The organism is Sporomusa sp. KB1, assembly GCF_007830295.1.
GTDB lineage: Bacteria > Bacillota > Negativicutes > Sporomusales > Sporomusaceae > Sporomusa.
In genome coordinates this window covers 2,110,793-2,126,000 of record NZ_VLKC01000002.1, presented here as the reverse complement: position 1 = coordinate 2,126,000, position 15,208 = coordinate 2,110,793, and the positions used below count along the sequence as shown (strand labels likewise).

General features: G+C 46.1%; 14 protein-coding genes. 6 read left to right on the top strand and 8 right to left on the bottom strand.

All coding sequences use genetic code 11. The features are described from left to right. Together SALPA_RS33250 and SALPA_RS13475 are read right to left on the bottom strand one after the other, a co-directional pair. On the bottom strand, window positions 1–132 hold a 132-nt coding region (locus SALPA_RS33250; protein ID WP_222428175.1), incomplete at its 3' end, for a monomethylamine:corrinoid methyltransferase. A gap of 6 nt (window positions 133–138) precedes the next feature. Further along, window positions 139–801, bottom strand: coding sequence for a B12-binding domain-containing protein (locus tag SALPA_RS13475; RefSeq protein ID WP_145094839.1), 663 nt, complete (start codon window positions 799–801; stop codon window positions 139–141). An 856-nt stretch (window positions 802–1,657) separates the two neighbouring features. Between SALPA_RS13475 and SALPA_RS13470 the strand changes: the two genes are divergently transcribed. Continuing rightward, entirely contained in the window at window positions 1,658–3,082 is a 1,425-nt protein-coding gene (locus tag SALPA_RS13470; protein ID WP_145094836.1) for an ammonium transporter, read from the top strand. A 31-nt stretch (window positions 3,083–3,113) separates the two neighbouring features. Next, window positions 3,114–3,479 carry a P-II family nitrogen regulator gene (locus tag SALPA_RS13465; protein WP_145094832.1) on the top strand — a complete coding sequence of 122 codons (366 nt, stop codon included), beginning with the start codon at window positions 3,114–3,116 and terminating at the stop codon, window positions 3,477–3,479. Window positions 3,480–3,592: 113 nt separating this feature from the next. Here the strand turns inward: SALPA_RS13465 and SALPA_RS13460 are convergent, their stop codons facing one another. After that, entirely contained in the window at window positions 3,593–4,756 is a 1,164-nt protein-coding gene (locus SALPA_RS13460; protein WP_145094829.1) for a type III PLP-dependent enzyme, read from the bottom strand. A 330-nt stretch (window positions 4,757–5,086) separates the two neighbouring features. On the opposite strand from SALPA_RS13460, the gene larA reads away from it, so the two are divergent. Next, the gene (gene larA / locus SALPA_RS13455; protein ID WP_145094825.1) at window positions 5,087–6,346 is read left to right on the top strand and encodes a nickel-dependent lactate racemase; all 1,260 of its coding nucleotides are present in this window, start codon (window positions 5,087–5,089) and stop codon (window positions 6,344–6,346) included. A gap of 46 nt (window positions 6,347–6,392) precedes the next feature. Then, a complete protein-coding gene (locus tag SALPA_RS13450) occupies window positions 6,393–6,896 on the top strand; it encodes a flavin reductase family protein (RefSeq protein WP_186451063.1) in 504 nt (167 codons plus the stop codon). A gap of 88 nt (window positions 6,897–6,984) precedes the next feature. Here the strand turns inward: SALPA_RS13450 and SALPA_RS13445 are convergent, their stop codons facing one another. The 5 genes from SALPA_RS13445 to SALPA_RS13425 all read right to left on the bottom strand — a co-directional run bounded on the left by SALPA_RS13445 (window position 6,985) and on the right by SALPA_RS13425 (window position 12,236). Then, the gene (locus SALPA_RS13445) at window positions 6,985–7,686 is read right to left on the bottom strand and encodes a DUF2225 domain-containing protein (RefSeq protein WP_145094822.1); all 702 of its coding nucleotides are present in this window, start codon (window positions 7,684–7,686) and stop codon (window positions 6,985–6,987) included. Window positions 7,687–7,731: 45 nt separating this feature from the next. Next, the gene (gene cydC / locus SALPA_RS13440) at window positions 7,732–9,459 is read right to left on the bottom strand and encodes a thiol reductant ABC exporter subunit CydC (protein WP_145094819.1); all 1,728 of its coding nucleotides are present in this window, start codon (window positions 9,457–9,459) and stop codon (window positions 7,732–7,734) included. Continuing rightward, window positions 9,456–11,270: a thiol reductant ABC exporter subunit CydD gene (cydD, locus tag SALPA_RS13435; protein ID WP_255451197.1), complete on the bottom strand. Its 1,815-nt coding sequence runs from the start codon at window positions 11,268–11,270 to the stop codon at window positions 9,456–9,458. The genes cydC and cydD overlap by 4 nt, the downstream gene beginning before the upstream one ends. A gap of 114 nt (window positions 11,271–11,384) precedes the next feature. After that, window positions 11,385–11,582 carry an H-type small acid-soluble spore protein gene (locus SALPA_RS13430; RefSeq protein WP_021168450.1) on the bottom strand — a complete coding sequence of 66 codons (198 nt, stop codon included), beginning with the start codon at window positions 11,580–11,582 and terminating at the stop codon, window positions 11,385–11,387. A 114-nt stretch (window positions 11,583–11,696) separates the two neighbouring features. Then, on the bottom strand, window positions 11,697–12,236 hold the full coding sequence (locus SALPA_RS13425; RefSeq protein ID WP_145094813.1) for a GNAT family N-acetyltransferase: 540 nt from the start codon (window positions 12,234–12,236) through the stop codon (window positions 11,697–11,699). Between the two features lie 367 nt (window positions 12,237–12,603). Here SALPA_RS13425 and SALPA_RS13420 point away from each other — a divergent pair, with 367 nt between their 5' ends. Next, window positions 12,604–12,849 (top strand): hypothetical protein, encoded by a 246-nt coding sequence (locus SALPA_RS13420; RefSeq protein ID WP_145094810.1) that lies wholly within the window; start codon window positions 12,604–12,606, stop codon window positions 12,847–12,849. A gap of 380 nt (window positions 12,850–13,229) precedes the next feature. Then, on the top strand, window positions 13,230–15,161 hold the full coding sequence (locus SALPA_RS13410) for a tetratricopeptide repeat protein (RefSeq protein WP_145094806.1): 1,932 nt from the start codon (window positions 13,230–13,232) through the stop codon (window positions 15,159–15,161). Window positions 15,162–15,208: the final 47 nt, after the last annotated feature.

The following is a 15,208-nucleotide window of genomic DNA, read 5'->3' as shown; positions in this document are numbered from 1 at the left end:
GTTGTATTTTTGCTTTAGTCTGCTCGCCGTTTGCGGTATGGTTTTAAAATCCCATTCTTTTTCTTCTACTTTCGGGCCGACTTTCGCCCGTTCGTAGATATCAAATACGGTTAATGCTTTTGCAATTGCCATTTACTTTCACCCCCGTAATTCTGCTACTAAGATTTTTGCTTTCTCTACCGCTTCGGAAGCGGTTTCGGCGTAGGCATCGCCGCCAATTTTTTCCACCCATTCATCGGATACCGGCGCCCCGCCAAACATGCATTTGAACTGGTCCCGTATGCCTTCTTCTTTAAGCAGGCTCACGATGTCGCGCTGGGCCGGCATTGTCGTGGTCATTAGCGCGGCTCCGGCGATGATGTCTACTTTGTATTCCTTGGCTTTAGCTACTACTTCTTCTACAGCCACATCTCGCCCAAGGTCGATGACTTCAAAACCACTGGCTGACATCATAGTCTTAACAATATTTTTGCCAATATCATGAATGTCTCCCTGTACGGTATGCAACAGTACCTTCCCCTTGGATGACTTTGCTTTATCTTCCTCTGACATTGAACTTGTCAGGATGGCAACCGCCGCTTCAAACGCGTCTGCGGCTACTACGAGTTGAGGGACAAATACTTCTCCTTCATCAAACAGGTCACTCATGGTCTGCATCCCAGCTGCCAGTCCATCATTGATAGCTGTTATGGGATCAATCCCCGCGGCTAGCGCTTCTTTTGCTGCTTCTTCCGCCATTTCTGTTTCCAGTTCTTCTACCGCTGTTTTCAGCTTCTCTAATATCTTTTGCTTTTCTTCCATTGGTTCACCCTCTTATTTCATTACTTTAACCATCCATCACTTCTTGTTAGATTGTAAAGCGCGCACTTACTGCCTAACTGGTGATTTATAAAAAAAGAAGCTTATCCAAGTTCTAGCTAAAATAGAACTCAAATAAGCTTCTTTGCTTAACCTTAAAACATTAATCTACAATTTTTACTTCGTTATCAAGCATCACAGCAACCGAATATCCCCAATTATAAATAGATAATTCCCTGCTCTGCATAACGGTAATTATTTATTTGTGTTTGGGCGTGTTTTATGGAACTGATTATAGCACACCGATTTTTCAAATACAATACCCCTGTAAGCAATTTATTTTATAGGTTAGCTAATTGTCTGTTTATAGATTACACATTCTACTAAACATCTACCGAACCAGTACTATTAATCCTCTTTAAGCACTTATACTCTTTAACCTCACCGCTTTATTCAATAAAAGCCAAAATTACTGCAGCATCTTCAAGAAATCGTATTCTAAATGTTCTAAATTAAAAAATTATTAAAAACCTATTGCATTTGAAAATTAAAGGTGATATAATTCACGCCATAACATACATCAAATAAGTAATTACCGTTATGGTGATAGACAAGCAAAGGCGCTTATATTTGGTCCTCTTTATCTTAGGACTGATATAAGCGCCTTTTACATCTTTTTAGGGACAATGATGTCCTGGAGGCCAGCCTCCAGGACATTTCATTGTCAAACGCTTACTATCGGGGGGTGGTTCATCGTGAAAGATATTCTTTGCTTCCTGCAACGATTGTTGATTTAGCTCAAACAGCAGTATTATGCAGCAGCTTTGAAAATTCATCAGATAAGGAAGGTGACTAGTATATGAAAAAGCTATCTACTATATTGGGTATATTCTTGATTTTAACTTTATTCCTGACTACTATTGTTTTGGCTGCCGAAGGCGATGCCTCTGCAGCACCGGTTGAACCACCCAAAATTGATACTGGGGATACAACCTTTGTACTAATCAGCGCAGCACTTGTAATGTTAATGACTCCAGGCTTAGCACTCTTCTACGGAGGAATGGTCCGTACTAAGAATGTATTGAGTATTATAATGCAAAGTTTTATTTGTCTTGGCGTAATTTCAATTCAATGGGTCCTCTGGGGCTATTCACTTGCCTTTGGCCCGGACATCAATCACCTGCTAGGCAGTCTGGATTGGATTGGATTAAGTGGTGTCGGCACCGATCCTAACCCCGATTACGCTGCTACTATCCCCCAACTGGCTTTCATGATGTTCCAAGGCGTATTTGCTATCATTACTCCGGCAATTATTTCCGGTTCTGTTGCCGGACGGGTTAAATTTCCCGCGTTCGTGGCCTTCGTATTACTTTGGGCTACGCTTGTCTATGATCCTGTAGCTCACTGGGTTTGGGGTGTCGGTGGCTGGTTGCGCGAATATGGCGTACTTGACTTCGCCGGCGGTACTGTAGTACACATCATCTCCGGTGTATCTGGTCTGGTGTTTGCCTTGATGGTTGGTAAACGCAAGGGCTACGGCAGCGAAGTAATGGCTCCCCATCATCTCCCTATGACCGTTTTAGGAGCCGCCCTGCTGTGGTTTGGCTGGTTTGGATTTAATGCCGGCAGTGCTCTTGGCGCCAGCGGACTGGCAGCCGTTGCTTTCGTTACAACTCACGTCGCTGCCGCTGCAGCCACAGTTTCCTGGATAGTCGCTGAGTGGCTTTATCATGGCAAACCTACCCTGCTTGGCGCAGCTTCCGGTTGTATCGCCGGTCTTGTAGCTATTACTCCGGCAGCCGGCTTTGTTACTGTACCGTCCGCCATTATTATGGGGCTCGGCGGTGGCGTAATTTGCTTCTTTGCTGTGGCCATAGCCAAAAACAAGTTGGGTTATGATGATTCATTAGATGCCTTCGGAGTTCATGGTGTAGGTGGCACCTTTGGCGCTATTGCTACCGGCTTCTTTGCCACCACTGCAGTCAATCCCGCGGGAGCCGATGGCTTATTCTATGGAAATGCCGCCCAGGTTTTAAAACAACTTGCCGGCGTCGGTACAAGCTGGATATTTGCCGCCGTCATGACCTTCCTTATTGTCAAAGCTATCGGCTTAGTCATGCAAATCAAAGCCGACGATGAACAACAAATTCAAGGCATGGATATTACCGAGCACGGCGAACGCGGCTATGCCTATCAAGATCTCATGACAGGTTCTCCGCTCAATATCCCGGTAACCAGTATCTCAAGTAATCAAGTAACTGTTAAAGAAACCACACTGGCATAATTTTACGTCCAGTGTAATTGGAGGGAAAAACATGAATCCAATAACTAAAATTGATATTATTACCCGGCCGGAAAAATTAGAAGCCTTGAAAGAAGCCATGAATAAAATTAATGTAACCGGCATGACTGTCACGCAAGTATATGGCTGTGGTCTCAGTAAAGGGCACAAAGAAGTTTACCGTGGTCAAGAATACTCGGTCAATTTGTTGCCAAAAGTTAAAGTTGAAATCGTGGTCTGCGAAGTTCCGGTAGAACGCGTTATCGAAACGGCAAAAATAACCTGTCGAACCGGAAAAATGGGCGATGGTAAGATTTTTGTATACCCGGTAGCCAATGCAGTTCGAATTCGTACAGGCGAAGAGGGCGACATTGCCATTATGGACCCCCAAAACACGTAATCATCTGCCAAGGAGCCGCTTTTCCTATGGCGGCTCCTTACCTTTGTTATATAATAGGAAAATAAAAACCCTTCACACGGAAGGGTTTTACCTTTTTAAGCAAAGCTATTTCATTACCCCGCAGTAGCTAACTCAAGCTTGGCCTGAATTGCTTTATATACTTCTTCCCACACAACAATTTGCGTTTTGGCAAAGCCATTGAATACGGTTGCTGAAGCCGACGTATAAGCCCCGCAGTTAGGCACCAGAATCAAGTCGCCAATCTCCATCGGCACAGTATGTTTATCCCGAAACATAATGTCCAGCGAATCGCAGCTTGGACCGGCAAAGGTGGCCGGAATCATTTTACCAGTCTTAAAGGTCTCCAGTTCAAAATCCCAGTGATCAAAGATAACGCCTGAAAAAGTCCCGTACAAACCATCATCCAGGAAGTACCATTGCTGATTATTGCGCACTTTGGTGCCAATAACCTGAGTAATCAGATTAACCGCCGTACCACAGATATACCGGCCTGGCTCCGCCCAAATCTCAGTATCAGGAAAATATTGTCTAATAACTTTATAAATAGCAGCTGCCATTTGCGCCACATCAGGCTCTTCGACCAACGTGGGAATAGGAAAACCACCGCCAATGTCAATAATATGAAGATGCATACCTAATCCTTTAGCTGCATCAAAAAGTTTACGGCAACTTTTGAGCGCAGCAATGTAGGCTTCACTGCTTGTTGACTGGCTGCCAACATGGAAGCACAACCCAGCCACATCAAGTCCGGCCGCCTTCGCTTTGGTCAAAAGCTCCAGCGCCTCATCCGGATGTACGCCAAATTTTTTATTAAGATCAACCAATGCATGCGGGTTGTCCACCCGGATGCGCAGCAAAACAGTGCCTCCGGGAATAGCTGTTGCCATTTTTTCAATTTCACTTTCACTGTCAAAAGTAAATTTATGCACCCCAACATCATGCGCTACTTTTAAACCGCTGTTTGTTTTCACCGGATTAGCATACACCATGCGGTCAGAGTCAATGCCTAACTGATTCAACATACGCATCTCACCGTCAGACGCGACGTCGAAATAACCGCCAAGCGTGTCAAGCTTCCGGATAATTCGTTCATCCGGATTGGCCTTGACGGCGTAATATATTTTAACATCTGGCATATTCTCAGCCAGCAGCTTGTAATTTAATTCAATTTGTTCTAAAGACAGCACCAACAAGGGAGTGCTGTAGGTATCAGCCAGTGCCTTGACAGCATCCTGGGATAACCTAAAATATTTCACTTATCATCGCTCCTTTTTACCTGCTTTTTTTTTGAAAAGTACTATATGATTGTAACATAATTGACCCAAAGTGCAAGCAAATTTTTTATAAAAACAAAACCCGCGTACCGCTATAGGATACGCGGGAAAATCGCTTCTTAATCATGAGCTTGTAAACGCCTTTTTGACTTTCTATATACAACGTGACATGTTACGTTTTCAAACAGGCACTGCATTACTTTTTATCCTCATAGCTTGATTCTTTTAGGTCAATATTGGCAAAGCTATTGAGGTTCCAATACATTCAGGATAAAATGTATATATACCTACAAAGGAAAGGCAGGTATCAATATGAAACACGTAGCTCTGGCTTACGGGAAAGACACACTCTCGATCATGGTGCCTGATCGGGCAGTAATTATTGAACCCCGGCATCTGGACGGCCTGAACGCTGACAAAGCAGCTGTACAACAAGCCTTGCGCCAACCACTTGGAACACCGCCCCTCAAAGACCTAGTTACAGCATCTGATACTATCGCCATTGTCATCTCAGACCTGACCCGCCCCACACCCAATCATAAGCTTATCCCTTGGCTTTTGGAAGAACTAGCTCATATTCCCAAAGAAAACTTTGTCATTATTAACGGCTTAGGCAGTCATCGTGCCAATACCAACCAGGAGCTTGTGCAAATGCTTGGCCAGGAAGTCGTCGATACTGTCCGTATTATTAACCACAATGCCTTTGACCCTGAAGAACTTGTACTGGTGGGAAAAAACAGCTATGGTTCTGATGTCTACCTAAATAAAACCTATGTTAACTGTACTTTTAAAATTGTCACAGGCTTCATTGAACCCCATTTTTTTGCTGGTTTCTCCGGCGGCCCCAAAGGTATCTGCCCCGGTATTGCCGGTATATCCACCATTCAGGACTTTCACAACGCACAAATGATCGGGCACCGCAACAGCACCTGGGGAATCATCGATGGTAATATTGTCCAGGATGCAGCTACCCAAAACTGCTTACTGGCCAAGCCAGACTTTATGCTTAATGTCACACTCAACGGTCAAAAAGAAATCACAGGTGTATTCGCCGGTGAACTGCTTAACGCTCATCGTGCCGGCTGCGCTTTTGTTAAAGACCATGCCATGTTTCCTGTTGACCAGCCCTTTGACATTGTAATTACCACCAACTCTGGCTATCCGCTTGACCAAAACCTCTATCAGACTGTTAAGGGCATGAGCGCTGCCGCTCAAATCGTCAAACAAGGTGGCGCTATCTTAACTTGCTCAGAATGCTCAGACGGTGTACCCGCTCATGGCAATTATGGTAAAATTCTTACAATGAAAGCAACGCCACAGGAACTGTTAGCTATGATTAACACACCTGAGTTTAGATTATTTGACCAGTGGCAGGTTCAGGCACAGGCTATGATTCAGCAGAAAGCCGACTGTTATCTATACTCCTCGCTTGATGAACAAATCGTAAAAGCCGCCAAGCTTATTCCGGTTGCTAACCCGTGCGGTGCCATAACCCAACTATTAGCAAAGAAATCCGGAGCCAGTGTGGCAGTACTACCACAAGGACCACTATCAATTCCTTATGTAAGATAAGACTCATTATATAAACATATATGTATAAAAACAGGGGGGACCAATTATGACAAACCAACTTACCTATGAACAATTTTCCGCTGAGGCTGCTAAACTTATGCCCCAAAATGCCTTTATGACAACTGCCTATGGCGGTAAAACCAACACTATGACAATTGGCTGGGGCAGTGTCGGCATTATGTGGCGTAAACCGGTATTTACCGCTATGGTACGGCAATCACGTTATACTAAAGAGCTTGTCGAACAAAGCAACGAGTTCACTATTACCCTGCCGCTGGCAGACATGAAAGAAGCGCTGGCACTGTGCGGCTCCAAATCAGGCCGTGACCTGGACAAAATTGCCGCTGCCAAACTTACCCTTGCTGCCGGCCAGTCCATATCTACCCCGGTTATTGCCGCTCCCGGCCTCCAACTGGAATGCAAGGTACTGTTTAAAGAGACCATGACACCAGCAAACCTGGATTCAACCACCAAGAACTCCTGCTATGCCGATGGCGACTACCACACTCTGTATTTTGGTGAAATTGTCGCCGCCTATAAAATTGAGTAAGAAAATTAGGAATAGCTACTAAAAAATTAGCGCTGACGGTCATTACCGTCAGCGCTTTTATCTGTATTGTTGTGTCTAGGCGGTGGCGTTAATCAGCCACCGCTTCTGCCGGTACCTCTTCCCCATCCCGGGTGGCTCTGGCCGCATGCCAGGCATCTCTTGCCAGTTTAAATACCCTCGGTTCCAGCTTGGCTGCCGGATTGCCGACAACCTTACCCAAATATAATAAGGCTTTTTCTGTTTGATCAGTCCGCCGTGCCAACTCACCAATTAAATAGCTGACCGCCGCTTCACTCAATGTACCAATAGGCAACCGTTCGCGAAATAACGCTTGTTCATACTGTTCACAGGCAATCGCGAGGGCAGCTTTTTCGTCTTCTTCATCTTCTCCCTCCCGATACAACCAACTGAGCTTAAGATACAAGTCTGCCAGTTTGCTGGCCGGAGCCGCGATAAGTTCAGCAAAAAAAATAGCTAACTTATACGTCGATATAGCCTGCTCACGGGTACGGTTGCCACTGTAATTTACATTTACCGCTCTGCTTGCCAGAAATTTGGCAATCTTATCTTTAGCGGCCACTGATAACTCTGCAAAATAGCTGTCAGTTGCCGCATAACCGCAATGAGGGCACACCCAAATTGTATAATAGTACGGATTTATATCTCGAAAGTACGAACAAAAATCACTGTCCTGTTTCACCAAGATCTGTCTGCCGCGTGTACGGGTAACGTCAAATTTCTGCTGACACACTGGACACTCTTTTTCCACCGAGTAGGTCGGCTCTGTCATAGGTATCGCCTCCACTATATACCTTACCATAATAGGGAAACTACCTCAAGCACTATTTAGTGTATCTTGTTGCAGGGTCCACATCTGATAAAATAAGCCTCTACCAGCCAGCAACTGCTGCCAGGTTCCCTGTTCGACGATTTTGCCATTGTCAATCACAAGGATCTCATCCATGACCTCTAAACCTAACAGCCGGTGCGTTATCAGAAACACCGAACGGCTGCCTGCTGCCTGCAAAATATGCTGCATCACCATCTGCTCGGCTTCAGCATCAAGCCCGACGGTTGGCTCATCTAAAAGCCATATGGGCGCAGCCTTGAGTAACGCCCGGGCCAGGGCAATCCGCTGGCGCTCGCCACCGGATAGAGCTAGTCCGTTTTGCCCTGTCCGGGTATCCAGACCGTGAGGTAACCGGGCGATAAAGTCGCTGAGCAAAGCCCCTTCCATGGCGGGCGCGAACTCGTCTGGCGTCGCCTCCGGGTTAGCCAAAAGAATATTATCCCTGATGGTCGCATTAAACAAATAGGTGTCCTGACTCACTACGCTAACCAGGCGGCGAACCGCCTCAGAATCATATTCCCTAATATCAGAACCATTTAATAAGAGCGTTCCCTGATTATAATCCAAAAACCGCAAAATAAGTCCGGCCAACGTACTTTTCCCAGCCCCACTTGCACCTACCACCGCCAGCCGCTTGCCTGGCGGCAGGCTAAAGGCTATGTCTGACAACACCGGCGGCTGCTCCGGCTGGTAAGAAAACGACAGCTTATCTGCCGTCAGCGTCAGCGGCCCGCGCGGGACAATACAGGCGCCTCCAGCAAGAGCAGATGTCCCTTTACAGGTAATATCCTGCAGGCGCGCCACAGCTGCCGCACTTTCCTGCAAATAATAGACTACGGCAGGCAATGGCAAAATAGCCTCAAAGCTGGCTTGCACTGCCAGCGCCACAACAGCCAGATAAACGCCATCAAGTTGCCCTGCTCCGACCAGCGGCGCAGCCAGCATAATAACAATAAGGACAGTTAGATTTACACCCAATCCACCCATAGCCTCAGCCAATGCCGTCACCGCATTGGCCTTTTTTTGGCCAGCCCGCAAGGTTGCGGCTGCCGCAGCAACCTTGCCTGCCTGTGCTTTGGCTTGCCCCATAGCTGCCAATTCGGTAAGGCCGTCAATACTGTCAGCTAATACCTCATTAAAACCAGCTCTGGCGGCAACAACCAGTTGGCCGGCCCTGTACCCCAGCCAATGAAGGAGTACCGGTAAAATGAACCCTGTCAGCACAACCAAACCAAGCACCGGCCACGCCAGCCAGGGTGCCAGCCACGCTACTAACACCATCGTCGCTATAACCACTAACACGGCGATCACTACCGGAAACACGCCCCGCAAATAAAAGAACTTCAAGGTCTCCACATCGGCTACCAGGCGGCTAAAAATATCGCCTGTGGCAAATCGGGCCAACCCACCTGGCGCCAGCGGCTCAATCCGGCTATACAACCAGATCCTGATTTCAGCCAACAAGCGGAAGGTAACCTCATGGCTTACATACCTCTCCCCATAGCGGCAAATAGCCCGTGCCAGTCCAAAGAACCGCACCCCTACAATAGCTACCGCTAATTCATTTACTGACGGATGCAGCGCAGCGGCTGAGATTAGCCAGGCCGAAGCCGCTAACAATCCAACATTGGCGTAAATTGTAAAACTACCAAGGATACAGGCTGCAGCAGCCATGATGATAGTCGCTCGCTTGCCTGCCAGCAGCTTAATCATAGCATCACCTCCCTGGCTTGAGAAGCTGCCACCAGCCGACTGTAGATTCCGTTTTTCGCCAGCAACTCTGCATGCGTACCAGTCTCGGCAATCTGTCCCGCATTCAATACCATAATTTTGTCTGCCTGGCGCACAGTGGTTATACGGTGTGCAATAATAATCGCTGTCCGTCCAGCGAGCAGTCTTGAGAGCGCCGTATCCAAAGCGACCTGGGATTTGACATCAAGGCCCTTGACCGCTTCATCTAAGATAACCAGCGGCGCATTCTGCAAAAAAGCCCTGGCAATCGCTATCCGTTGGCGCTCACCACCGCTGATCCCCTGGCCGCCTTCACCTACCGGTGTATCATAGCCACTGGGCAAACGCATAATAAAGTCATGCGCCCCTGCCGCCTTGGCAGCAGCTACTACCTCAGCAAGCGAGGCGTCCGGTCGGGCCAACCGAATATTGTCAGCTGCCGAGCCTTGAAATAAATGCGGTCGCTGAGGGACAAAGGCCACCTGCTGCAACCAGTCACTAGCACATACCGTGCGCAGCACCAGGCCATTTACCAAAATTTCCCCTGCTGCCGGCGACAGAAAATTTAGCAGCAAAGCAGCCAGCGTACTTTTTCCCGCCCCGCTTGGTCCCACGACAGCCAAGTGCTGACCGGCCATTAGCGTAAAAGATACCCCCGCCAAAGCAGGCCGCGCCCCTTGTTGATACGCAGCGTAAACCTCCCTGAATTCCAGCCCAATCTGTTGCTGCCGCGCCAAAGGCACTGCACCACTTGCCATTACCGGCCCTTGTAGTGCCAGTAACCCGAAAATGTCAGCTGCTGCCGATTTCCCGTCCATGCCGGCGTGAAACTGACTGCCTAGCATGCGCAGCGGCAAATAGTATTCAGGCGCTAATAGCAGCACAAACAACGCTTGCGCAAAGGTAACCTCTCCATATAAGAGCCGGAGGCCAACAGTCACTGCTACCAAAGCGGTGCTGATGGTAGCTAATAATTCCAGGGACAAGGCTGATAGAAAGGCTACCTTGAGCACTTCCATGGTAGTATCACGAAACTCATTACTGACCCGGGCAATGATCGCTATTTGTTCCCTGCTCCGGCCAAACAGCTTTAGCGTAGTTAATCCTGCCAGGACGTCTAAAAAATGTGCACTCAGATTATTGAGCGTCTCCCATTGCCTGCGATTCCGCTTCTCTGCCAGCTTACCAATCAGAATCATGAAAACTGGAATTAAGGGCGCAGTCACAACCATAATAACAGCGGTAGTACTATCAAGCGGTCCCACCACCATTAAAATAAATATGGGAATAATAACAGCCTTTAGCAGCTGTGGCAAATATCTTGAAAAATACGCATCAAGGTTTTCTACACCCTCACTGATAATATTGATCAATTCGCCTGCAGGCTGCTGTGCCATTGTCACCGGCCCCAACGCCAGCACATGACTGACCAGACGCTGCCTGAGCGTTGTTTTTATCTCTGCTGCCAGCGTAAAAGATAATACCCCTTCGCCATACATAACAATTGCCCGCAGCAGTGCCAAGCCTGCCAGCAGCCATAAAACAGGCGCGACAACGCCTAACTCCTGTTTACCTAAAAATATCTTATCAATGACCTGCGTAAGATAATAGGCCTGGCTAACCGCCAGTACCCCACCGCCAGCACCGAGAATAGTAACAACAGCCAGCAACCAGCGCTGTTTTACCGCTTCTTGGACTAACTGCTTATCAAGCAATATTATCACCTGCCTGTAGAAAATACCTTGCGCCCACTTTGGCGAAAACTCCCGCCGCCGCCAAGCCTGCTTGCACATGGCTGCAAGTAAAATAAAACCGCCAGCGTATGGCGGTTTAGCTTATTACTTAGAATACTACAAACAGAAGCCCGATTCCTGCTCATTAGCAAACTTCTACTGCTACAGCCTCTTTTAGTGCAATTGTTTTATCGGGCCTGTTTCCTCAAGCTGGTCAATCCCAACATGGATCGTATTATGCTCTTCCAGATAGGTTACATGCGCCGTATTCCGGCCTTTATCAATATCTTCAATCCAGACATAATTATTACGGTACATCACACCAATGATATCTGACGATTTCATAATTTGTTCGGCGCGACTCGCATCCATGAACACCACTCCTTTTTACAGGTAGTATTTCACAAAGCGGCCACATAGTATTCCAGCTTTGCCAAGTACAGCCGACGCAGCACCCTTAGCATACATTTAATGCCAACTCGCACCTTATAACCGCAGCGGCGGACATTCGTCCGGAAGCAGCCCAAAGAGTTCAAGATCAACATACTTACCTGAGAGAAAAGCCGCCTTGCGCAGCGTCCCCTCATAACGGTAACCGCATTTTTCGGCCACCTTGCGACTGGATTCATTGCCAACAACTACCGTAAGTTGTAGCCGGGGAATGGGTTTAGACTCAAATAAAAATGCGGAAAACAACGACAAAGCCTCAGACATATAGCCTTTTCCTCTGTCAGCGCGCCGGAAAATCTGGTACCCAACCTCATAACCAGCGCGGTAATCGGCATTGCGATAATAGATAATTTCGCCGACAACTCTACCCTCATCTTGATGATCAGTAATAAGCAACCGGCCAAAGTGCTCATGCCAAAAACCTCTATCGGCAAATCCCCGTCGAAATGCCGGTTCAGCTGGAATATCAATTAGCCAATATTCACCCTTTTGCGATACATCAGTCATTAATCTATAAATTAACTCAAGATCAGATTCACGTACTGTCCTAAGACAAACTCTCTTACCTTGAAGCACACAACCACACTCCACGCAACCAACGCCCTTCGTTTTCACTTTTTTATCATTGTACAGTAAAGAATACAGCGCTGGGAATTAGCGAGTCTCTACTGCCTCTTATACTGATAATACCTATAGTACTCCTTATTATCTAATATTATCATAAAAAAGTAAACTCCGGCAGTTAGCAGCGTGTTGATTTAAAAAAATTTCAAGCCTTAGGGAGAGTCAAGGGCTGGTAATGAAGTCGTAGAAAAATAGTTTTGTACGGGTTTTTATTTCTCAACCAACAAATACTAAAATAGTGCTAGTTGACTTATTGTTCGTATATCAATACTATTCATACCACATAGCAATCATTACGCTGTAAAAGGAGGTCATACACTTGAAAGTATTAATCAATAAATATTTTTTCTTGGACCAAGCTCTTCCTATCATTGATTTTGATCGCATTACGCTTGCTGCCTATGGCGGGGTCTTATCTGTGGCCAGCTTTGGAAACACAGTTAATTTCCGGGTACCGGCTTACGTTGTGGACCCTGGCCAAGCATTTCTTTCGAATTATGAATGGGTCAACCTTGTTAACAAGATAAACTCCGCGCCAGAAACTATGGTCGATATTGAATTGTGAGACTCTCGCTTTATTTGCGATTCTTTGCCTACTATCTTTTAAAATTTTCTATCATAATGATCTAACATTAAAGAATAGGGGCCGTGTTGAAACGTAAACGTTTCAACACAGCCCCGTCTTTCATTTATTTTGCATTTTGAGGTGTTTCTTCATTAGTTTTTGCTTCTGCCGCTATTGCTTGTTCACCACGCCTAATAGCTTCTCTAACCATAGAACCGCCTTCACCCGTCGTAACATCGCTCCAGTGTTAAGTTTGTAAATAACCTTTTAGAACATATTGTGTTAACATAGTAAAAATTATTTTATCTAATGAATAGAGGAACATCAGGAATTATAGGGAAAATAATCCAATACATATTTCACTGAGCAGGAGGGCTTTTATGTTCATTTACTTAAGGTGTTCGAAAAGCAGACCAAAATCCGTAAAGCATATCTCTTTTTTATTCCTCTGTATTTTGCTGCTTGTGTCCATACCTTTAACAACGAAGGCCGAACCACTAACGGCTGAAGATCATAACAATCGTGGCCTTGCATATTACGCAGAAAAGCAGTATTCGCTTGCTATCTCCGAATACAACGAAGCCATAGCCATCAATCCAGTGTACGCAAATGCGTACAACAACCGTGGCCGAACATACTACATACTTAAACAATTAGACTTAGCCATTGCCGACTTTGACAAAGCTATCGAGCTTGCCCCCCACTATGCTGAGGTATACTATAACCGCGGCAACGCTTATCATGTTCAAAATCAACCTAAGCAAGCCATCGCTGATTTTAGTCAAGCTATTGCTATTGACCCACGGTATGCAAAAGCCTATACTATGCGTGCTTTTGCATATTTTCCTCTAAAACAATATGAGCAAGCCATTGCTGACTTTGATAAAGTTCTTGCGATAGACCCGCAAGATGCCCATTCACTCTATCATCAAGGGCTTGCTTACTATGAGCTAAAACAATATAAGTCGGCTATAGCCGACTTTGATAGAGCATTGTTGATTAAACCCAAGGACGCAGCCGCTTACAGCATGCGCGGCCTATCCTACTACGCACTGCAAAACCATGAACAAGCAGTTGCCGACTTTGATAAAGCGCTTGCCAACATTCCGGAAGGCTTAATGGCAGCAATCTATTCCTTTTACCGCGGTAATGTTTATTATGCTTTGAAACAATATGACCGCGCCATTGCCGACTATGACAAAGCCACTGCAATTGATCCTAAATATGGTTTTGCATACAATAGCCGGGGTTACGTATATTTTGACTTGAAGCAATATCAGCATGCCCTCGCAGACTTTGACAAAGCGATTGCTTTTAATCGTCTAAATCCAAATGCGTACTTAGGGCGTGGTATAACCAATCTAGCCCTGAAAAATTACGAACAGGCTTTCGACGATTTCGATAATGCCATTGTGACTGATTCCCAGACTACATATGCCTTCGCCAAAGGGAATGCCCTGATAAACCCTGATCGCCGCCAAAAAGCCATTACCGCCCTACAGCAATATATCAAAATCGAATCCGATACCGTATGGATCACTAAGGCAAAAGATTACATTCTGCGCCTCGGCGGTGCACCAACAACACCGTCAGCCGCAAAGACTGAACCACTGACGGCAAAAGAGTATTATGACAGCGGGATGGCCCTTTATAAATCAAAACTATACGGCCAGGCTATCGCCGATTTAGATAAAGCCATCTCAATTGATCCAAATTACCGAGAGGCATATGGTTTGCGTGGCTTGATCCATGAACAATTATACCATTACGAACAGGCTATTGCTGACTTCAACAAAGTGATTGAATTTGCTCCCCAGAACGCAGGTCTATATTTTCTACGGGGTAGAGTTTATTTTTTGTCAAACCAACCCGAACGAGCCATTGCCGACCTAAGCAAAGCGGTTGCCATTAGCCCTCAGATGGGAGAAGCCTACTTTTGTCGTGGTCTCATCTACAATGATTTAAAACAATTCGAGCAGGCCCTCGTCGATTTCGATAAAGCCATTGCCATAAATCCACGTAACGCAGAAACATATTATCAGCGTAGTCTTGCCTATTCGCGGTTAGAACAATATGAAAAAGTTATCGCGGACTGTGATCAAGCCATTGCCATAAATCCCAACTACACAAAAGCCTATGCTGTTAAAGGTGCTACACTGCCGCTGCTTGGCCGAATCCAAGAGGCAATTGATGCTTTCCGGCAGTGCATCCGGATTGGCGATAATCCCACCCTTGTCGACATCGCAAAAAAATCAATCATTAAACTGGGCGGGATAAGGTACAATAAGTTTCGCAAATTGAAATACGGCTAAAAAAGAGGACAAGTTTGCAGTTCCCCGGTAAAATGAAGTCACCACAC